We start from the raw sequence: 20,699 nt of genomic DNA, 5'->3' as shown, positions 1-20,699 counted from the left end.
CGCTCAGCCCGCGTACGCGACGCTGACGATCTCGTACTCACGCTGCCCGGCCGGGGCCTCGATGACCACCGAATCGCCCTCGTTCTTGCCGATCAGCGCGCGCGCCAGCGGCGAGGAAATGGCGATCATGGCCAGCTTGATGTCCGCTTCCAGGTCGCCGACGATCTGGTACTTCTTCTCTTCGTCGGTCTCCACGTCGGCCAGGGTCACCGTCGCACCGAAGACCACGCGCGTGCCCGCATTGAGCTGGGCCACGTCGATCACCTCGGCATGCGACAGCTCGCCCTCGAGCTGCTTGATGCGGCCCTCGATGAAGCTCTGCTGTTCGCGCGCGGCGTGGTACTCGGCATTTTCCTTGAGATCGCCGTGCGCGCGCGCCTCGGCGATCGCATTGATCACCTCGGGCCGCTTCACCGATTTCAGCTGGTCGAGTTCCTCGCGCAGGCGCTGCGCGCCCTTCATGGTCAATGGCGCCCTCATGCGGTTGTGCCCGCGTGGATGCTCATGGGAAATGTATTCACGCCTGCAACTCCTTGTGCAGTTCCTGCAGCGCCCATACGGGGCCGGTGCCGCGGAACTCCAGCGAATGCACCAGCGCCTTGGCGCCGGCAATGGTGGTGGAATAGGTGACGCGGTGCTGCAAGGCCTCGCGCCGGATCGAGAAGGAGTCGTTGATCGCCTGGCGCCCCTCGGTAGTGTTGACGATATACACGATTTCGCCGTTCTTGATCAGGTCGACGATGTGCGGCCGGCCTTCCACCACCTTGTTGATCTGTTCGCAGGCATGGCCGTTCTGCTGCAGCCAGGCGCAGGTGCCGCGGGTGGCCACCAGCGTGTAGCCGCGCTCGATCAGGTCCCTGGCCACCGGCAATACGCGTGACTTGTCCGGGTCGCGCACCGACAGGAACACCTTGCCCACGGGCGGCGCCTTGATGCCGCCGGCTTCCTGGGCGCGGGCGAAGGCGGCGCCGAAGTTGCGGCCCACGCCCATCACCTCGCCGGTGGAACGCATCTCCGGGCCGAGGATCGGGTCTACACCCTGGAACTTGGCGAATGGGAAGATGGCTTCCTTGACCGAGTAGTAGTGCGGCACGATCTCCTTGAGCGCGCCCTGCTCGGCCAGCGACTTGCCGGCCATGCAACGCGCCGCGATCTTGGCCAGCGGCATGCCGGTGGCCTTGGACACGAACGGCACCGTGCGCGAGGCGCGCGGGTTCACTTCCAGCAGGTAGATGGTGTCGTCGCCCTCGTCGCTGGTCTGGATGGCGAACTGGGTGTTCATCAGGCCGACCACGTTGAGCGCCTTGGCCAGTTCGACCACCTGCCTGCGCAGTTCGGCCTGGGTTTTCGCGGACAGCGAGTACGGCGGCAGCGAACACGACGAGTCGCCGGAATGCACGCCGGCTTCCTCGATGTGTTCCATGACGCCGCCGACCAGCACCGCGCCGGTGTTGTCGGCAATGATGTCCACGTCCACTTCCACGGCGTTGTCGAGGAAGCGGTCCAGCAGCACCGGCGAATCATTGGAGACCTTGACCGCGTCGCGCACGTAGCGCGCCAGGTCGGATTCGCCGTACACGATTTCCATGGCGCGGCCGCCCAGCACATAGGACGGGCGCACCACCAGCGGGTAGCCGATCTCGCGCGCCAGCACCAGCGCCTCCTGGTCGTTGCGGGCAATGCGGTTGGGCGGCTGCTTCAGCCCCAGCTTGTCGACCAGTTGCTGGAAGCGCTCGCGATCCTCGGCCAGATCGATGGAGTCCGGTGAGGTGCCGATCACCGGCACGCCATTGGCTTCCAGCGCCTGCGCCAGCTTCAGCGGGGTCTGGCCGCCGTACTGCACGATCACGCCCTTGGGCTTCTCCAGCTCGACGATCTCCAGCACGTCCTCCAGCGTCAGCGGCTCGAAGTACAGGCGGTCGGAGGTGTCGTAGTCGGTGGAGACCGTTTCCGGGTTGCAGTTGACCATGATGGTCTCGAAACCATCCTCGCGCAGCGCCAGCGCGGCGTGCACGCAGCAGTAGTCGAACTCGATGCCCTGGCCGATACGGTTCGGCCCGCCGCCCAGGATCATGATCTTGTCGCGACCCGTGGGCTCGGCTTCGCACTCGTCCTCGTAGGTCGAGTAGAGGTAGGCGGTGCTGGTGGAGAATTCTGCCGCGCACGAGTCCACACGCTTGTACACCGGCTTGACCTTGTGCAGGTTGCGCAGCGCACGCACTGCGCCTTCGTCGGTGGAGGCCAGCTGGGCCAGGCGTGCATCGGAGAAACCGGCGCGCTTGAGCTTGCGCAGGCGCGCGGCATCCAGTGCGCGCAGGCCTTCGGCGGCGACCTGCTTCTCTTCGGCGATCAGCTCCTCGATCTGGTCAAGGAACCAGGGATCGATGAACGACAGCGCATGCACGTCCTCCACGCTCATGCCGGCGCGGAAGGCATCGGCCACGTAGAACAGGCGTTCCGGGCCGGGTTCCTTCATCTCGCGGCGCAGGATGGTCAGGTCGTCTGCGTCATGCAGGTTCAGCCCGGTGGGGTCCAGGCCGACCTTGCCGGTTTCCAGCCCACGCAGCGCCTTCTGCAGCGATTCCTGGAAGGTGCGGCCCATGGCCATCACCTCGCCCACCGATTTCATCTGGGTGGTCAGGCGCGCGTCGGCGGCCGGGAACTTCTCGAAGGCGAAACGCGGGATCTTGGTCACCACGTAGTCGATCGCCGGCTCGAACGAGGCCGGGGTCAAACCGCCCGTGATCTCGTTGCGCAACTCGTCCAGGGTGTAGCCGACCGCCAGCTTGGCCGCCACCTTGGCGATCGGGAAGCCAGTGGCCTTCGATGCCAACGCCGACGAGCGCGACACGCGCGGGTTCATCTCGATCACCACCACCCGGCCGGTCTGCGCATTGATGCCGAACTGCACGTTGGATCCGCCGGTGTCCACGCCGATCTTGCGCAGCACCGCGATGGAGGCATCGCGCAGGCGCTGGTATTCCTTGTCGGTCAGGGTCTGCGCCGGCGCCACGGTGATCGAATCGCCGGTGTGCACGCCCATCGGGTCGAGGTTCTCGATCGAGCAGACGATGATGCAGTTGTCCGCGGTGTCGCGGACCACTTCCATCTCGAATTCCTTCCAGCCCAGCACCGACTCTTCCACCAGCACTTCACTGGTCGGCGACAGTTCCAGGCCGCGGGTGACGATGTCGACGAGCTCCTCGCGGTTGTAGGCGATGCCGCCGCCGCTGCCGCCCAGGGTGAAGCTGGGGCGGATGATGGTGGGATAGCCGACGCGGGTCTGGATATCCAGCGCCTGTTCCAGCGAACGCGCCACTTCGGCCTTCGGGCATTCCAGGCCGATCTCGCCCATGGCCACGCGGAACAGCTCGCGGTCCTCGGCCATCATGATCGCCTCGCGCTTGGCGCCGATCAGCTCGACGCCGTACTTCTCCAGCACCCCGTTGTCGGCCAGGTCCAGTGCGCAGTTCAGGGCGGTCTGCCCGCCCATGGTCGGCAGCAACGCATCGGGCCGTTCCTTGTCGATGATCTTCTCGACCATCTGCCAGGTGATCGGCTCGATGTAGACCGCATCCGCCATTTCCGGGTCGGTCATGATCGTGGCGGGATTGCTGTTGACCAGCACCACCCGGTAACCCTCGTCGCGCAGGGCCTTGCAGGCCTGCGCGCCCGAATAATCGAACTCGCAGGCCTGGCCGATGACGATGGGGCCGGCACCGATGATCAGGATGGTTTTCAGGTCAGTGCGCTTGGGCATGGGAAATCGCTTTATTGGTTTACTGGGTCGCGGATGCGGGGGCGGCTTTCGGGCCAATATATTTGTCGAAGAACGCCAGCATCTTGGTGTACAGGTTCACGTTGTTCTTTAGGTCGCGGAATCCATGGGCTTCCTTTTCCTCCACAACCATTACCTCCGGCTGCTTGCCCGCCTTCTTCAGCTCGCCAATCAGGAAGTGCATCTGCTGGATCGGCACGCGCTGATCCTTTGCGCCGTGGACCAGCATGATCGGGGTATGGATCTTGGCCACGTTGTACGCCGGGCTGTTGGCTTCCAGCGCGGCATTGCCCTGCGGCAGTACATCCTTCTGGAAGTTGCGCCCGCTCTTTCGTTCCTGGATGTCGCCCTTGGCGAACATCATCGGCAGTGAATAGACGCCCACGTAGCCCACGGTGCACTTGTACAGGTCGGGCTCGCGCACGACGCTCATCAAGGCAGCATATCCACCATAGGAAGCCCCGTAGATGCAGACCCGGTTGCCGTCGACGATGCCCTGGCTGACGAGTGACTTCACCGAATCGGTCAGGTCGTCCTGCATGGACGTACCCCAGTTGCGGTAGCCGGCGCTGATGAAGGCGTTTCCATATCCGCCAGAGCCGCGGTAGTTCATCTGCAGAACGGCGTAGCCACGGTTTGCAAGCAGTTGCACTTCCGGGTTGAAACCCCAGTCATCACGCACGCCATGCGGGCCGCCGTGCGGGTTGATGATCAGCGGAAGATTACGACCATTGCTCGCTGTCGGGATCGTCAAGTAACCGTAGATTTTCTTGCCGTCGCGAGCAGTAACCTCTACCGGCTTCATCTTGGACATCTCTGCCGGCTTGATCCACTCACGTGACGACAGCATGTAGGTGGCTTTTCCACCTGCGATGTCGAACAGGTACACCTCGCCCGGATCGGTGTCCGAATAGACGCGGAAAGCGAAACGGCCGCCATCATCGGTGATGCCGCCGAACAGGACGGCCTTGCCTGGGAAGGCCTTGATCACGCCCGCATAGACCTTGGCCTCGGGATGTTCGGGGGCAACGAAATCCCAATAGGGGATACCTTCGTCGTAGCGCACTGCAAGCAAGGTTTTGTCGTCGCTGCTCCACAGGTAGCCGCTTGGATCGACGATGCCGTCGCTTGAAAGCTGCCTCTCGGTGTTGGTTTCCGGATCGATCAGCATCAGTGCCTCGGGCTTGCCTTCATCCCCCTTGGAAACATAGACATGCTGGTTGTCGGCGGCAAAGCCCAAGGGCCGGTACACGGCGCCGCTGCGCGGCACTTCATGCACCAATTTCCACTTCTCGCCATCGCGACGGTAAGTTACTTCACGCCCGTCTTCCATTTCGCCGTAGGCGTAACGCGCGTTTCCATCGTGGTCAACGAGGAAGCCGCCACCGTCCACCGGTGCGCTTGCGACCGTGGTAGTGCGGCCATTGTTGACGTTGAGCTTGAAGAGGAACGCAGAGCCAAGCGATCGTTCCACAAGAATGGTGTCAGGGTCCTCGGGCGTCAGGTCGACGATGCTGTAGAAGGCGCCGTTCGGAATATCGATGCGGCCGCTGCCATCAAGGTTCGAGGAGTAAAGGTCGCCCTTGGCGACCTTGAAATCTAAGCTGCCGGTCTTGATCCCGACCCAGAACAGCAATCGCTTGTTGTTCGCCCAAACAACTTCGGAGAAATGCCGGTCCTGGCCGTAATCCCACTTGCCCACGACCTTGCGGTTCGAGGTATCCAGAACAGCCAGAACGGTGCGATCAGCCTGCGGCACTATTACCGCCAAATGCTTGCCGTCTGGCGAAAGCCTGACGCTGGTGAACTCCGAATCCCTGAAGAAATCGTCGATTGGAATTTCCCGCGCCATGGCGGTGCCCGATAGAAAAGCCAGTAGCAGCGCAAAACCAATGCTCGTGATCCTCATCAAAACTCCCCTTTCATCTTTGCAACAAGAAAACCCGGGACAAGCGCCCGCGAGTCAAGATTTCATCATTTTTACGAAACGGTCGAACAGCGGCGCCACGTCGCGCGGGCCCGGCGATGCTTCCGGATGGCCCTGGAACGAGAACGCCGGCGCGTCAGTCAGTTCGATGCCCTGGTTGGTGCCGTCGAACAGCGAGCGATGGGTCACGCGCACGTTCGCCGGCAGGCTGGCTTCGTCGACCGCGAAACCGTGGTTCTGCGAGGTGATCATCACCCGGCCCGAGTCGAGGTCCTGGACCGGATGGTTGGCGCCGTGGTGGCCATGGCTCATCTTCAACGTCCGGGCGCCCGCGGCCAGCGCGAGCAGCTGGTGTCCGAGACAGATGCCGAAGGTCGGGATCTTCTTGTCCACGAATTCGCGGATTGCGCTGATGGCGTAGTCGCACGGCTCAGGATCACCCGGTCCGTTGGACAGGAACACGCCGTCCGGCTTCAGCGCCAGGACCTTGGCAGCCGGGGTCTGCGCCGGGACCACGGTCACCTCGCAGCCGCGCTCGGCCAGCATGCGCAGGATGTTGAGCTTGACCCCGAAATCGTAGGCCACGACCTTGAAACGGGGCGCCGCGTTGACCGGGTTGCCCGTGTCCAGGTCCAGCTGTCCTTCGGTCCACGGATAGCTGTTCGGGGTGGAAACCACCTTGGCCAGGTCCATGCCCTTCAGGCCGGGAAACTTGCGCGCGGTCTCGAGGGCTTTTTCGACATCGATCGCGCCGGCCATCAGCGCGCCGTTCTGGGCACCGCGGTCACGCAGGATGCGGGTCAGCTTGCGGGTATCGATGCCGGCGATGGCAACCACGCCACGCTGGGCCAGCCACTCGGGCAGCGCCTGCTGGTTGCGCCAGTTGCTGGGGCGGCGCGGCACGTCGCGCACGATCAGTCCGGCCGACCACACCTGGCGTGCTTCGTCGTCCTGGGCGGTGCAGCCGGTGTTGCCGACATGGGGATAGGTCAGGGTGACCAGCTGGCGCGCGTACGAAGGATCGGTCAGGACTTCCTGGTAGCCCGTCATGGCGGTGTTGAACACCACTTCGCCGGCGGACAGGCCGGCCGCGCCTACGGATTCGCCCTCGAACACTGTTCCGTCTTCGAGTACGAGGATTGCGGGTTGCGTCACTGGGTTCGCCTTGGGGTGGAGGAACCCTGCCCCTCCAACTTGCGGCTGCAAGAAACCGCGAACTCGGTATTTCTCCGGTCCGTGGCGGTGGGTAACAGGCGAGCGGGAATTGTACGGAGGAGTGCCCCGCTGCGCCAGCCGTTTCTGCCCGCTGCCGGCCTCAGTCCAGCAAATCCCGCACCCGGTAGGCCGCCGGCGGTTTGCCGGCGATGCGCGAGGCCGCGTGAAGGGCGCCGCGGGCAAAGATGTCGCGGCTGCCGGCCCGATGGACCAGCTCGATGCGCTCTCCCGGCCCGCTGAACTGGACGGTGTGCTCGCCGATGATGTCGCCGGCGCGCAGGCTGGCATAGCTGACGTGGGCGCCGGCCGCGGCGGCGGCTTCGCCCAGGGTCAGCGCGGTGCCCGAAGGTGCGTCCTTCTTCTGCGCGTGGTGCGCCTCCACCACGTCCACGTCCCAGCCCTTCAGGGCCACAGCGGCGCGCTCGACCAATTCGTTCAGCACGGCCACGCCCAGGCTGAAGTTGGAGGCCCACAGGACCGGGATCACGCTGGCCGCCGAAGCCAGCTCGCCACGCTGGGCCTCGGACAGGCCGGTAGTGCCCGAGACCAGGGCCGCGCGGCGGGCCACGCACAGCGCCAGCACCGGGTCGAAGCCTTCGGGCAGGCTGAAGTCGATGGCCACGTCGAATGCCGGCACGCCGGACAGTTCGCTGGCGGCGAAGAAAGGCACGCCATCAACCACGCGCTGGGGCGGGGATTTGCGGGTCACCGCCGCGACGACCTGGCAATTGCCGGATTCGTTGCACAGCCGCAGCAAGGCCTGGCCCATGCGACCGGAAGCGCCATGGATGAGAAGTCGGATGGGTGCGGTCATGGCTTCAGGATAACGTCCGCAGGCCGATGTGCAGAGCAACCGGGGCTCATCTGCCTTGCGCCCGGGGCTCAGGAGCCTTGAGGGCAACGCTCCGAGCCATGCGATCAGGACCCGGAGCCCCTTGCGACTGCCCGGCGGACGACCCGGGCGAGCCGCCCGGGCTTCCCGGCCTCGTTCCTGGCCTGCCTCAGGCGGTGGCCAGGCCTTCGCGCGTAGCGGCGATCTCGGCCTTCAGCAGCTTGCCGAGGATCTTCACGCCGGCCTCGATCTTGTCGGCGGGCACGGTGACGAACGAGAGTCGCAGCGTGTTGGGCTTGGGGTTGGTCGCGTAGAACGGCGCGCCCGGCACGAACGCCACGTTCTCCTGGATGGCCTTGGCCAGCAGCTTGCTGCTGTCGACGCCCTCGGGCAGGTCGACCCAGATGAACATGCCGCCTTCGGGCTGGTTCCAGCGCGCTTCGTTGGGGAAGTATTTGTCCAGCGCCGCCAGCATCAGCTGGCACTGGTGCGCATACAGGGTGCGGATGGTCGGGATGTGCGCGTCCAGGAAACCGTCCTGCACCGCTTCATAGACGATGCGCTGCGAGAACGAGGGCGTATGCAGGTCGGCGGCCTGCTTGGCCTGTACGAGCTTGCCGTGCAGTTCCTCCGGCGCCACCACGAAGCCCAGGCGCAGGCCCGGGGCCAGCACCTTGGAGAACGAGCCCATGTAGATCACGTGCTCCGGCGCCATCGACAGCAGGCTGGGCAGGATGTCGCCGCTGTAGCAGAGCTCGCCGTAGGGGTCGTCCTCGACCACCGGCACGCCGGCGGCAATGGCCTTTTCCAGCAGCGCCTTGCGACGCTCCAGCGGCATGCGCCGGCCGGTCGGGTTCTGGAAGTTGGGCAGGCAGTACATGAAACGCGCGCCGGCCAGCTGTTCGGGAGTCAATGCGTCGGTGACGATGCCCTGCTCGTCGGTTTCCATGGCCGAGAACGCCGGCTGGAACAGCGAGAACGCCTGCAGCGCGCCCAGGTAGCTGGGTGTTTCCACCAGCACCTTGCTGCCTTCGTCGATCAGGACCTTGCCCAGCAGGTCCAGGCCCTGCTGCGAGCCGGTGGTGATCAGCACCTGGCTGGGGCGGATGGTGACGCCGTTCTTGCTCAAGCGTGCCGCCACCCACTCGCGCAGCGGCGTGTAACCCTCGGTGGGGCCGTACTGCAGCGCGGCCTGCGGGGCCTCGTCCAGCACCTTGGTGCAGGCCCAGCGCATGCGCTCGATGGGGAAGGTATCGGGGGAAGGCAGTCCGCCGGCGAAGGAAATCACTTCGGGGCGTTCGGTCACTTTCAGAATTTCACGGATTGCCGAGCTGGTCAGGCCCTGGGCGCGCTTGGATATCTGGATTGGGTTTGTCATGCCCGCAGTTTAACGGCTCCTGCCCGGGCTATCACGCCAAGGGGCTGAGCGGCCCTTGTTCGCGCCCCTGATTTCCAGGCTTCGCGAAGTGCGTCGCACCTGCGACAAGCCGCCCTCGGCGGTCGTCATCCCCGCGCAGGGCGGGTCTTGACCCGCCATTACCGTCCCGCGAGCGTCGACGACGCCCGACGCAGGTAACGCCCGGCCGCGATCCGCGTTTAAGGGCATGGCGACCCATGGGCTGCATCCAATTGCCATCGCAAGCGGGGAGATGGCAATGGCGGGTCAAGACCCGCCCTACGTAGCTGGGTAAAGGCCACTGGTGCCGGCGCCGCACAATCGCCCGATTGCAAGGCTGGCCGGAACAACCAGCAGGTGTTGTGGTGCCGGCCTGGTGACGGCCATGGCCGGTGATCAGGCTCCGGCCTTCCCCAGCCACTCGAGTATCGAAGCGCCCACTTCCTCCGGACGCTCGCGGTGCAGGAAGTGGCCGGCGCCCTCGACCACGCCCCACTCATACGGACCGCTGAACAGATCCTGCTGCCTGCCGAGCATTTCCCTGCGCATGTCGTGTGATCCGCACAGCACGCGGGTGGGCGTGGCGATCGGATCGCCCAACCGTGCCGTGATGGCGGCGAGCGACGGGTCGGCCCTGGCCGGGTTCATCATTGCGCGGTAGTAGGCCAGCGTGGCTTCCATGGCGCCGGGTTGCGCGAGCATCCGCTTGACCTGCGCCACGTGCTCGCGATCGTCGTAGGCCGGCGACCACAGCTTCCACAGGAACTCGATGAAGGCGAAGTCATTCGCCTTGCACAGCACTTCAGGCAGCCATGGCAGCTGGAACAGGAACCAGTGGAAGGAGCGCAGGATGTGTCGGGGCGATCTGCGCAGGGTGCGACGCACTTCCAGCGGATGCGGCACGGCCAGGATGACGGCTCGGCGCAAGCTTTCGGGATAGGCCGCCAGCACTGCATAGGAGATCGCCGCGCCCCAGTCCTGGCCGACCAGGAAACACGGCTTGCCGTCGTTAAGCACTTCGATCAGGCACTTGATGTCCGTGGCCAGGGTGGCCAGGTCGAAATACCCGCCATGCGGGATTTCCGTCGGTGGATAGCCGCGCAGGAATGGCGCCACCACGCGATATCCGGCATCGGCCAGCATCGGCAGTTGCCGCTCCCAGGTATGGGCGTTGTCGGGAAACCCGTGCAGCAGCAGGACCAGGGGACCCTGCCCCTGCTCCAGGTACGCGAACCGCAAGCCGTTGGCCGTGATCTCGCCTTTATGCATGCAGCGAGTATCGCACGCGCGCCAGGCCGGGACTTACGAGGTCATCCGGTCCCAGAACGACTTCACCCCGTCCAGGAAGGTCGCCGACTTCGGCGAATGCCGGCGCGCGTCCTCGCCGGTGAAGGTCGCCTCGAACCGCTCCATCAGCTCGCGCTGTTCGGGAGTCAGGTTGACCGGGGTTTCCACCGCCACCCGGCAGAACAGGTCGCCATGGCTGCGGCTGCGCACCGACTTCACGCCCTTGCCACGCAGGCGGAACAGCTTGCCGGTCTGGGTTTCGGCGGGAATGCGGATCTCGGCTTCGCCATCAAGCGTCGGCACCCGCACCGTATCGCCAAGCGCGGCCTGGGAAATGCGGATCGGCACTTCGCAATGCAGGTCGTCGCCATCGCGCTGGAAGATGTCGTGCTCGCGCACGCGCACTTCCACGTACAGGTCGCCGGGCGGCGTGCCGGTGGGGCCCGCCTCGCCCTCGCCCGCCAGGCGGATGCGGTCGCCGTTGTCGACGCCGGCCGGGATCTTCACCGACAGGACTTTCTCTTCCTCCACGCGGCCGGCGCCATGGCAGGTGTTGCAGGGGTTGCGGATGATCCGCCCGCGTCCTTCGCAATGCGGGCAAGCCTGCTGCATGGCAAAGATGCCGCGCTGCATGCGCACCTGGCCGCGTCCGCCGCAGGTGGTGCAGGTTTCGGTCTTGCCGTCTTCCGAACCCGAACCGTGGCAGGGTTCGCAAGCGGCCAGGGTCGGGATCTCGATGCGCTTCTCGACGCCGGCCACGGCTTCTTCCAGGTCAAGCTCCATCACGTAGCCCACGTCGGCGCCACGACGCGCGCCACGGGCGCCACCGCCCCCTCCGAAGATGTTGCCGAAGATGTCGCCGAAGATGTCGCCCATGTCCGCCGGGTTGGGGCCCGGCCCGCCACCGCCCATGCCGTGCTCAAAAGCGGCGTGGCCATGCTGGTCGTACATGCGGCGCTTGCCGCCATCGGACAGCACTTCATAGGCCTGCTTGCATTCCTTGAACGCCGCTTCCGCAGCCGCGTCGCCCGGATTGCGGTCGGGGTGGTGCTTCATCGCACAGCGCCGGTAAGCCTTCTTCAGCTCTTCCTCGCTGGCGTTGCGGGCCACGCCCAGAATTTCGTAGTAGTCGCGCTTGCTCATGTCGGAAATCAGGACCAGGGTTCAGTGGATCGGAAAACAAGATGGAGCGAGGCAGGTGCCCCGCTCCATCGGTGTCACGGGATCACGATCGTTTCCCGGTCACTTCTTCCCGTCTTCTTCTTTGACCTCGGTGAACTCGGCATCCACCACGTCCTCGGCGGTACCGGACTGCGGCGCCGCACCGGCGTCGCCGCCCTGCGAAGCGGCGGCGGCGGCCGCGTACAGCGACTGGCCGGCTTCTTCCAGGTTCTTGGTCTTGGCTTCGATCTGGCCCTTGTCGTCGCCCTTCATCGCCGTTTCCAGGTCGGCCAGGGCCGATTCCACGGTGCCGATGACGCTGCCGTCGACCTTGCTGCCATGCTCGGTGATGGCGTTGCGGGTGGCGTGGATCAGGCCGTCGGCCTGGTTGCGCGCCTGCACCAGCTCGTGGAACTTCTTGTCCTCCTCGCGATGGGCTTCGGCGTCGGCCACCATCTGCTGGATCTCGGCTTCGGACAGGCCCGAACCGGACTTGATCTCGACCTTCTGTTCCTTGTTGGTCTTCTTGTCCTTGGCACTGACGTGGATGATGCCGTTGGCGTCGATGTCGAAGGACACCTCCACCTGCGGCAGGCCGCGCGGCGCCGGCTCGATGCCCGACAGGTCGAAGCGGGCCATCGACTTGTTGAAGCGGGCCTGCTCGCGCTCGCCCTGCAGCACGTGCACGGTCACGGCGGACTGGTTGTCCTCGGCGGTGCTGAAGGTCTGCGATGCCTTGGTCGGGATGGTGGTGTTCTTCTCGATGATCTTGGTGAACACGCCACCCAGGGTCTCGATGCCCAGGCTCAGCGGGGTCACGTCCAGCAGCAGCACGTCCTTGACGTCGCCGCCCAGCACGCCGCCCTGGATCGCGGCGCCCAGTGCCACGGCCTCGTCGGGGTTGACGTCCTTGCGCGGCTCCTTGCCGAAGAACTCTGTCACCGCCGCCTGCACCTTGGGCATGCGGGTCTGGCCGCCGACCAGGATCACTTCACCGATGTCGCTGGTGCGGATGCCGGCGTCGTTCATGGCGATGCGGCACGGCTCGATGGTCTTCTTGACCAGGTCTTCCACCAGCGCCTCGAGCTTGGCCCGGGTCAGCTTGATGTTGAGGTGCTTCGGTCCGGAGGCATCGGCGGTCACGTACGGCAGGTTGACTTCGGTCTGCTGCGAGGACGACAGCTCGATCTTGGCGCGCTCGGCGGCATCCTTCAGGCGCTGCAGGGCCAAAGGATCCTTGCGCAGGTCGATGCCCTGGTCCTTCTGGAACTCTTCCACCAGGTAGTCGATGACGCGCTTGTCGAAGTCTTCGCCGCCCAGGAAGGTGTCGCCGTTGGTGGCCAGCACCTCGAACTGCTTCTCGCCATCGACGTTGGCGATCTCGATGATGGACACGTCGAAGGTGCCGCCGCCCAGGTCATAGACCACGATCTTGCGGTCGCCGCCGTCCTTGTCCAGGCCGTAGGCCAGCGCGGCCGCGGTGGGTTCGTTGATGATGCGCTTGACGTCCAGGCCGGCGATCTTGCCGGCGTCCTTGGTGGCCTGGCGCTGGCTGTCGTTGAAGTAGGCCGGCACGGTGATCACCGCTTCGGTGACGGTCTCGCCGAGGAAGGCTTCGGCGGTCTTCTTCATCTTCTCGAGGATGCGCGCGGAGATTTCCTGCGCCGACAGCTTCTTGCCGTCGGCGGTGGTGACCCAGGCGTCGCCGTTGTCATGCGCGGCGATGCCGTAGGAGACCAGGCCGATGTCCTTCTGCACTTCGGCGTCGGTGAACTTGCGGCCGATCAGGCGCTTCACCGCGTAGAAGGTGTTCTTGGGATTGGTGACCGCCTGGCGCTTGGCCGAGGCCCCGACCAGCACTTCGCCGTCCTTGGTGTAGGCGACGATGGAGGGCGTGGTGCGGTCGCCTTCCGAATTCTCGATGACGCGCGCCTTGCCGCCATCCATGATCGCCACGCACGAGTTGGTCGTACCGAGGTCGATGCCGATGATCTTGCCCATGTTGCTTGCTCCCTAAGGTGTGTCTTTGGCCGGCGACGCGCCGGTGATGGTTGGAATGTGGGGTTCAAGCCTTCCCCTTCAAGGGAAAGCCCGGAAAATCATTCGTGCTTGGCGACCACGACCAGCGCCGGCCGCAACAGGCGGTCATTGAGCACGTAGCCCTTCTGGAACACCTGGACCACGCTGTCCGGCGCCGCGCCGGGCGATTCCACATGGCTGATGGCCTGGTGGAACTGCGGGTTGAAGGTCTCGCCGACCGGATCGACCATGCTCAGGCCGTTGTCGGCCGCTACCTTCAGCAACTGCCGGAAGGTCAGCTCAAGGCCATCGCGCAACGGACTGGGTTCGTCGCCCGCCGCCGCCAGGCCGGCATCCAAGCTGTCGAATACCGGCAACAGGTCGCCGAGCAGGCGCTCATTGGCGAACTTGCGCAGCTGCTCCAGGTCGCGGCTGACGCGCTTGCGCTGGTTTTCCAGGTCGGCACGTTCGCGCAGCACATCGGCGCGGGTCTGTTCCAGCTCGGCGCGCAGGTGCTCGACCTGGTTGGCCAGCTGGTCCTGCAGCTTGTCATCGGCTTCGGCCGGATCGAGTTCGGCGGCGGGATTGGATTCGTTCTGGATCTGGGTCATGAGGACTTCCGTGGCGGGGCCGCCCCGGTGGCGGGCAGCGTCAGCCCAACCTATGGGGCCCGGCCCGGCGGGATTCAAGGCGGAGCGGTCAGGCTTCCGGCCGATCCATGGCCGCACCCAGCGCGTCGGCGGCCGCCTGGACGACCGGAATGACCCGTTCATAGGCCATGCGCGTGGGCCCGATCACCCCCAGCACGCCCAGCACCTTGCCGCCGGCCAGATAGGGCGCAGTGACCACCGAGACCCCGTCCAGTGGCGCCAGGCCGGTTTCTTCGCCAATGAAGATGCGCACGCCCGGGGCCTGCAGGGTGCGTTCCAGCAACTGCAGGATTTCGCGCTTGCGGGCGAAGGTCTCGAACAGTTCGCGCAGGCGATCCAGGTCCGACAGGTCCTGCACGCCGATCAGGCGGGTCTGCCCGGTCAGCACCATGTCGTCGTCGGCCGGGACGAAGGCGTGTTCGGCCAGCTCCACCGTATGGGCCAGCAGTCCTTCCATTTCGGACTGCGCGTTGCGCAGCTCACGCAGCAGGGTGGCGCGGATATCCACCAGTGGGCGGCCGGCGAAATGGGAGTTGAGGTAATTGGCGACGCGCTCGAGTTCGGACGGGTCATAGGCGCGGCGCGGTTCGATGACCCGGTTCTGCACGTCGTTGTCGGCGAATACCAGGATGGCCAGGACCCGGCGCCCGTCCAGCGGCACGAAATCGATGTGCCGGAAAGCGAACTGCTCGCGCTTGGGCGCGCCGACCACGCCCACGAAATGGGTCATGGCCGACAGCAGTTCGGAGGCATTGCCCAGCAGGGCCTGGGTACCGGATCCGGCCGGCAGTTCAGCGCGCAGCCGCGCCACCTCGCCCTCGCCCAGTGGCTGCATCTGCACCAGGCTGTCGACGAACATCCGGTAGCCCTGGGCGGTGGGCACGCGCCCGGCCGAGGTATGCGGCGAGGCCAGCAGCCCGGCTTCCTCCAGGTCGCCCAGGATGTTGCGGATGGTGGCCGCGCTGACATCCAGGCCGGCGTGCCGGGCCAGGGTCTGCGACCCTACCGGCTCGCCATCGCGGATGTAGCGGGAGATCAGCGTGCGCAGCAGGTGGCGGGAGCGCGGATCTAGGGAATTGGGCTGGAACGACATGCGGGATAGATAGCCCCAGCGGCAAGCCAATGCAAGCGCGCAAATCGAAACTGGCGTCTCAGCCCATGCGCCGCATGCCACTACAATGCCGGGCCATGCTCAGACACCTCGCCCTCAAGGATTTCGCCGTCGTCAGCACCGCCGAGCTTGAATTCGGCCCGGGCATGACCGTGATTTCCGGCGAAACCGGCGCCGGCAAGTCCTTGCTGGTCGACGCGCTGGGCTTTCTCTCCGGTCTGCGCGCCGACAGCGGCGTGGTACGCCACGGCGCCGAGCGCGCCGAACTGTCCGCCGAATTCGGCCTGGGTGATTCCTCCGCGGCGCAGGCCTGGCTGCGCGAGCACGAGCTTGATGACGGCCTTGAATGCCAGTTGCGCCGGGTCATCCGCGCCGATGGCGGTTCGCGCGCCTTCATCAACGGCCGCAGCGTGACCCTGGCCCAGTTGGCCGAGCTGTCCGGGCTGCTGGTCGAGATCCACGGCCAGCATGAGCACCAGGCGCTGCTTTCGCGTCCCAGCCAGCTTGGCCTGCTCGATGCCTATGCGCGCAACGAGGCCCAGCGCCGTGCGGTGCGCGAAGCCGCGGGCGTCTGGAACGCGCTGCTGCAGGAGCGCGACGCGCTGTCGGCGCAAGGCGACGTGTCCGACCGCATCAATTACCTGGAGCACCAGTTCAAGGAACTGGAGCGCGAGGAGCTGGCGGCGACCGCCATCGAAGCGCTGTCGGCCAGCCACCGGCGCCAGGCCAACGCCTCGGGCCTGATCGACGCATGCAATGCCGCCTTCTCCCGCCTGGCCGGCGAGGAAGCGCCGTCGGCCCTGCGCCAGTTGCAGCAGACCCGCAGTGAACTGGCACGCATGGCCCAGCACGAACCCCGGTTGCGCGAGGTCGACGCCCTGCTGGACAGCGCCAACATCCAGCTCGACGAGGCCCTGGTGGTGCTGGACCGCGTGCGCGATGACCTGGATGCCGATCCGGCCCAGTTCATGGAACTGGAGCGCAAGCTGACCCGCATCCACGACCTGGCACGCAAGCACCGCATCGCGCCCGAGCAACTGGAAGCGCGTCGCGATGTCATCGCCATCGAGCTGGACAGCCTGCGCGGTGCAGGCGAACGATTGCTTGGCCTCAACAACGAAATCGCCACGGCCAGCAGCGCGTGGCGCGAGGCGGCCGCCGCACTTGCAAAAACCCGGCAGAAGGCCGGCACCCAGCTGGCCCGCGCGACCACCGCGCTGATTGCCGAACTGGGCATGGGTGGCGGCCGCTTTGAAATCGCCATCGAGCCGAACGAGGCCGAACGCCCCGACCCCCTGGGCAGCGAACGGGTGGAATTCCTGGTCTCGGCCAACGCAGGCCAACCGCCCCGCGCGCTGCGCAAGGTGGCGTCGGGTGGCGAACTTTCCCGCATCTCGCTGGCCATTGAAGTGGCCGCACTGGGACTGGATGCGGTGCCGACCATGGTCTTCGACGAGGTTGACTCCGGCATCGGCGGTGCGGTCTCCGACATCGTCGGCCAGAAGTTGCGCGCCCTGGGCGAGAAATGCCAGGTGCTGTGCGTGACCCATCTGCCGCAAGTCGCGGCGCAGGGCCACGCGCATTACCGGGTCAGCAAGGCGCCGGTCGAAGGCATGACCCAGAGCTCGGTGGAATTGCTGCAGGCCAGCCAACGCGAGGAAGAACTGGCCCGGATGCTGGGTGGCGTGGAAGTCAGCAAGGAAGCGCGCGCGGCAGCCAAGCGCCTGCTCAGCGACGTCACTTGATCCGCAGGCGCGGGCGGTCTTGACCCGCCACGGCCATGCCTGGCCTCGCCTTGCGCGTCAGCGGCCTGATCGCGAGACCAAGTGGGAAAGCTGGATCAGCGGGTTGCCATCGCAATCTAAAGGATGCCAACGGCGGGCCGGGGCCCGCCCTACCGCTTCTTGCGCACGTACAGCACCAGTGAGTGTTCTTCGATCTCGTAGCCGTGTGCTGCAGCCACCTTGGCCTGCAGGTCCTCGATCTCCTCGCTGGAGAATTCGATGACCTTGCCGGTGTCGATGTCGACCATGTGGTCGTGATGCTGGCCGCGGTCCAGTTCGTACACTGCCTGGCCGCCTTCGAAATTGTGCTTGAGCACCAGGCCCGCCGCCTCGAACTGGGTCAGCACGCGATACACCGTGGCCAGGCCGATCTCGTCGCCATGGTCCAGCAGGTGCCGGTAGATGTCCTCGGCGGTCATGTGCCGCGGCTGGCTCTGTTCCAGCAATTCCAATACCCGCATCCGCGGATGCGTCACCTTGAGTCCCACTTTGCGCAGGTCCTGGGATTCCATGGCCTTCTCCGTTCATTGGCGGTTTAACGCCAGCTGCCTCGGACTGGGTTGCGGCGGTCGTCCGAAGTGTATCATCGCCCGCTGACCCCTCTGTCGAATCGCGGTGCCCTTCCCGATGCGTAAATACCTGTTGATCGCCGCCGTCACCTTCGCAGTTTCCGGCTGCGGCATCCTCTACAAGCAGCCTATCTACCAGGGCAACCTGATCGAGAAGACCAACGCCGACCAGCTGGCCGTCGGCCAGAGCAAGCAGCAGGTCGTGGCGCTGCTGGGCACCCCGTCCATCGCCGACCCCTTCCATGCGCAGCGCTGGGACTACACCGCCAGCGAACGTACCAATCGCCGCGGAAGTACCGAAATCAAGAACCTGACGGTGTTCTTCGAAGGCGACACGGTTTCGAAATGGGAAGGCGAATATTTCCCCGAGAACGACATCCAACTGGCCAAGGACGTGCGCAAGTTCGGTCCCAACCTGGCCAAGGACAAGAAGAAGAAGGGCGCGCGTCGCTGATACCAGGCGGCTCCCTAGCTCCCAGGTCGTGACGCACGCCGCCGGCGTGCATCCTTGGGATCGGCCTGCAGGGGCCGCAACAGTTCCACGCGATCACCCTCGCGCAACAGTGTCCCGGGCCCGGCCATGACGCCGAAGATGGCGTAGCCCTGCACTCCTTCGATGTCAGCCCAGCCGGCACCTTGCAGCGCTTGCGCCAGGGTCGTTCCCTCGGCCACATCCACCTGCAACGACTGGTGCCGCCGCGGCCAGGCCATGAGCAGTTCGACCCGCATCACTCGCCCCGGTCGGCTACCCGCACGAAGTCATCCACCATGCGGTCGGCCAGGCCCTGGAATCCCAGGGCAATGGCAGGACCCAGCAGGCGATTGCTGGGATCGAACTCCAGGGTCAGCGTGACCTTGCTGGCGCATTCGTCCAGCGCATGGAATTCCCAGCGCCCATGCAATTTGCGGAACGGACCGTCGACCAGGTTCATGTCGATGCTGTGCGGACGGTCCAGGGTGTTTTCAGTGGTGAACCAGGTGCTCAGGGCGCCCAGCCCCAGGTCCAGTCGCGCGACCACGCGCTCGGCGCCGGCTTCGACCAGTTGCGCGGCGCTGCACCAGTCGAAACGGGCCGGATAGGCGGCGATGTCGTTCACCAGGTCGAACATGCGCGCGGTGGAATGTTCGACCAGGGCGCTGCGGCGGATGGTTTGCATGGTGGAACGGGCTCTCGTATGGCGACTGGACTCGCTTGCACCTGCACCATCGGCGACAATAGCGCCATGGCGAAGAAACCCGGCAAGGATAAAGCAAACAGCACTGGCACGATTGCCCAGAACAAGCGCGCGCGCCACGAGTACCACCTCGAGGAACATTACGAGGCGGGCATGGCGCTGCAGGGCTGGGAAGTCAAGGCGATACGCGCCGGGCGCGCCAACATCACCGAGGCCTATGCGGTAGTCCGCAAGGGCGAGCTGTACCTGTTCGGTGCCCAGATCACGCCCCTGATCCAGGCCTCCAGCCACGTGGTCGCCGATGACCGCCGCACGCGCAAGCTGCTGCTGCACAAGCGCGAGATCGACGTGCTGATCGGCAAGGTGGAACGCGACGGCTACACCATCGTGCCGACGTCGCTGTACTGGAAAGGCAACAAGGTCAAGGCCGGCATTTCCCTGGCCAAGGGCAAGCAGACCCACGACAAGCGCGACGCCGCCAAGGATCGCGACTGGGAACGCGACAAGCAGCGCGTGATGCGCCGGCACAACCGCGACGCCTGATCGCACGGCCTGCCTTCGGGCAGGTCCTTGATCAGAACAAGGATCAGGACGGGGTTGGAAACCGGCTGGCCGACGCCGGCCCGAACACCTGGCGCACCTTGGCCCGGACGTGCAGATTCGACAGATAACCCGACCCCGAGTGCGGGTTGCGCGGGCTGTCCGCATTCACGTCCATGCCCTGCAGGTTGGAGAAACGCTGCCCGGGAGTGTCGATGTCATCGCTCAGGTTGCCGTCCAGCGCCACCGGGTCCTGGCGGTCGGCGACGTTGTACCAGTGGCGAACGCAGGCGGGGAACGGCAACTTGTCCGGTTTCGGCAACCCCTGTTCCTTCAGCGAACGCTTGAACATGCTGCGGATGCTGGGAAGGCCGAGCGGCGAGCCCAAGGTCACGAACAGCGCCACGTCATACCGGGCCGGATCGAGCTTGCGCAGCGCTTCATAGGCGATCACCGAGCCCAGGCTGTGGGAGATGACCACAAAGGGGCCGCCGCCTGGTTCCATCCGCTCCAGCAGGCTGCGCTCCATTGACTCGCGCCGCACGCGGTCGAAGAAGAAGTCGTGCACGTCCTGCAGCAGCGCCACGGAGATCAGGCGCAGCAGGATCCGGTTGAACACGTCGAACGCGCCGCGTCTGGCCGGGTCCAGCGTCGCGCGCGGCGTCGTGGCGCCAAGTTCCTTGAGCATGGTCTTCAGCAAGGCCGCTTCAGCGGGCGTGGCGGCCACCGCGTTTGCCAGTTCCATCAGATCAGGGCCCGCTTCCATTCCCAGCGCGCGCAGCACGCGTTGTTCGGCCAGGTTGAGGGTGGGTCCCTGGTCGCGGTCGTCGCAGGTGCCGGGTTCGGGCGTGGGATAGCGTTCGCGGTTCACCCAGTACGCCAACCGCGTGCGTTTGCCCATCGCACGTCCGAACAGTGCGTTGTCCCACTGGCAGCGCAGCACGGCCTGGGTCGGTTTGTTGCCCATGCCGTGCATGTAGATGACGGTCCTGGCTTCTGCCTCGGCTGCGGCCCTGGAGGCGGAACGCTGCGGCGCGACCGGCTTGGGCGATGCCCCCTTGGCGGACCTGGCAGTGGCGCGTTTGCTGGCCGTTCCGCCCACGGGTGGCGGGGTCACTGCGCGCCTTACTGTCTTCCTGGTGGCCATGCCGAAGCCTCGCCCTGCCCCGCATCCCTTGCAGGAGCTGGAGCGCTGGAAAGTGATGAAGCGATGCTAACCAGCGGCAGTCGCAAAAGTTGTGACCCGGGTCCATGA

18 protein-coding genes are annotated in these 20,699 nt (G+C 65.6%); 3 read left to right on the top strand and 15 right to left on the bottom strand.

The window, feature by feature from the left end; translation table 11 throughout:
• Window positions 1-3: 3 nt before the first annotated feature.
• The 11 genes from greA to hrcA form a co-directional block, all read right to left on the bottom strand.
• On the bottom strand, window positions 4-480 hold the full coding sequence (gene greA / locus DT603_RS00660) for a transcription elongation factor GreA (RefSeq protein ID WP_162347927.1): 477 nt from the start codon (window positions 478-480) through the stop codon (window positions 4-6).
• 37 nt (window positions 481-517) lie between these two features.
• A complete protein-coding gene (gene carB, locus DT603_RS00655; RefSeq protein WP_162347926.1) occupies window positions 518-3,760 on the bottom strand; it encodes a carbamoyl-phosphate synthase large subunit in 3,243 nt (1,080 codons plus the stop codon).
• A 19-nt stretch (window positions 3,761-3,779) separates the two neighbouring features.
• Complete coding sequence (locus DT603_RS00650; RefSeq protein WP_162347925.1) at window positions 3,780-5,687, bottom strand: alpha/beta hydrolase family protein; 1,908 nt, start codon at window positions 5,685-5,687, stop codon at window positions 3,780-3,782.
• A 54-nt stretch (window positions 5,688-5,741) separates the two neighbouring features.
• Window positions 5,742-6,860, bottom strand: coding sequence for a glutamine-hydrolyzing carbamoyl-phosphate synthase small subunit (gene carA, locus DT603_RS00645; protein WP_162347924.1), 1,119 nt, complete (start codon window positions 6,858-6,860; stop codon window positions 5,742-5,744).
• Window positions 6,861-7,020: 160 nt separating this feature from the next.
• Window positions 7,021-7,734, bottom strand: a complete 714-nt coding sequence (gene dapB, locus DT603_RS00640; RefSeq protein WP_162347923.1) for a 4-hydroxy-tetrahydrodipicolinate reductase — start codon at window positions 7,732-7,734, stop codon at window positions 7,021-7,023.
• Between the two features lie 187 nt (window positions 7,735-7,921).
• A complete protein-coding gene (locus DT603_RS00635; protein ID WP_162347922.1) occupies window positions 7,922-9,130 on the bottom strand; it encodes an aminotransferase-like domain-containing protein in 1,209 nt (402 codons plus the stop codon).
• Between the two features lie 414 nt (window positions 9,131-9,544).
• Window positions 9,545-10,417 (bottom strand): alpha/beta fold hydrolase, encoded by an 873-nt coding sequence (locus tag DT603_RS00630; protein WP_162347921.1) that lies wholly within the window; start codon window positions 10,415-10,417, stop codon window positions 9,545-9,547.
• A 33-nt stretch (window positions 10,418-10,450) separates the two neighbouring features.
• Complete coding sequence (dnaJ, locus tag DT603_RS00625) at window positions 10,451-11,578, bottom strand: molecular chaperone DnaJ (protein WP_162347920.1); 1,128 nt, start codon at window positions 11,576-11,578, stop codon at window positions 10,451-10,453.
• Window positions 11,579-11,677: 99 nt separating this feature from the next.
• Window positions 11,678-13,597 (bottom strand): molecular chaperone DnaK, encoded by a 1,920-nt coding sequence (gene dnaK, locus DT603_RS00620; RefSeq protein WP_162347919.1) that lies wholly within the window; start codon window positions 13,595-13,597, stop codon window positions 11,678-11,680.
• A 98-nt stretch (window positions 13,598-13,695) separates the two neighbouring features.
• On the bottom strand, window positions 13,696-14,226 hold the full coding sequence (gene grpE / locus DT603_RS00615) for a nucleotide exchange factor GrpE (RefSeq protein WP_162347918.1): 531 nt from the start codon (window positions 14,224-14,226) through the stop codon (window positions 13,696-13,698).
• An 88-nt stretch (window positions 14,227-14,314) separates the two neighbouring features.
• Complete coding sequence (hrcA, locus tag DT603_RS00610; protein ID WP_162347917.1) at window positions 14,315-15,358, bottom strand: heat-inducible transcriptional repressor HrcA; 1,044 nt, start codon at window positions 15,356-15,358, stop codon at window positions 14,315-14,317.
• A gap of 95 nt (window positions 15,359-15,453) precedes the next feature.
• Between hrcA and recN the strand changes: the two genes are divergently transcribed.
• Entirely contained in the window at window positions 15,454-17,121 is a 1,668-nt protein-coding gene (recN, locus tag DT603_RS00605) for a DNA repair protein RecN (RefSeq protein WP_162347916.1), read from the top strand.
• Between the two features lie 149 nt (window positions 17,122-17,270).
• Here recN and fur read toward each other — a convergent pair whose 3' ends face one another.
• Window positions 17,271-17,672: a ferric iron uptake transcriptional regulator gene (fur, locus tag DT603_RS00600; protein WP_162347915.1), complete on the bottom strand. Its 402-nt coding sequence runs from the start codon at window positions 17,670-17,672 to the stop codon at window positions 17,271-17,273.
• 115 nt (window positions 17,673-17,787) lie between these two features.
• On the opposite strand from fur, the gene DT603_RS00595 reads away from it, so the two are divergent.
• Entirely contained in the window at window positions 17,788-18,183 is a 396-nt protein-coding gene (locus DT603_RS00595) for an outer membrane protein assembly factor BamE (protein ID WP_162347914.1), read from the top strand.
• Between the two features lie 14 nt (window positions 18,184-18,197).
• Here DT603_RS00595 and DT603_RS00590 read toward each other — a convergent pair whose 3' ends face one another.
• The gene (locus tag DT603_RS00590) at window positions 18,198-18,458 is read right to left on the bottom strand and encodes an RnfH family protein (RefSeq protein WP_162347913.1); all 261 of its coding nucleotides are present in this window, start codon (window positions 18,456-18,458) and stop codon (window positions 18,198-18,200) included.
• Entirely contained in the window at window positions 18,458-18,886 is a 429-nt protein-coding gene (locus tag DT603_RS00585) for a type II toxin-antitoxin system RatA family toxin (protein ID WP_162347912.1), read from the bottom strand. The genes DT603_RS00590 and DT603_RS00585 overlap by 1 nt, the downstream gene beginning before the upstream one ends.
• A gap of 66 nt (window positions 18,887-18,952) precedes the next feature.
• Here DT603_RS00585 and smpB point away from each other — a divergent pair, with 66 nt between their 5' ends.
• Window positions 18,953-19,447, top strand: a complete 495-nt coding sequence (gene smpB / locus DT603_RS00580; protein WP_162347911.1) for an SsrA-binding protein SmpB — start codon at window positions 18,953-18,955, stop codon at window positions 19,445-19,447.
• Between the two features lie 43 nt (window positions 19,448-19,490).
• On the opposite strand, the gene DT603_RS00575 is transcribed toward smpB, so the two are convergent.
• Complete coding sequence (locus DT603_RS00575; RefSeq protein WP_162347910.1) at window positions 19,491-20,561, bottom strand: lipase family protein; 1,071 nt, start codon at window positions 20,559-20,561, stop codon at window positions 19,491-19,493.
• Window positions 20,562-20,699: the final 138 nt, after the last annotated feature.

The organism is Pseudoxanthomonas gei, assembly GCF_010119615.1.
GTDB classification, from domain to species: domain Bacteria; phylum Pseudomonadota; class Gammaproteobacteria; order Xanthomonadales; family Xanthomonadaceae; genus Pseudoxanthomonas_A; species Pseudoxanthomonas_A gei.
This window is presented reverse-complemented; position numbering and strand designations above follow the sequence as displayed.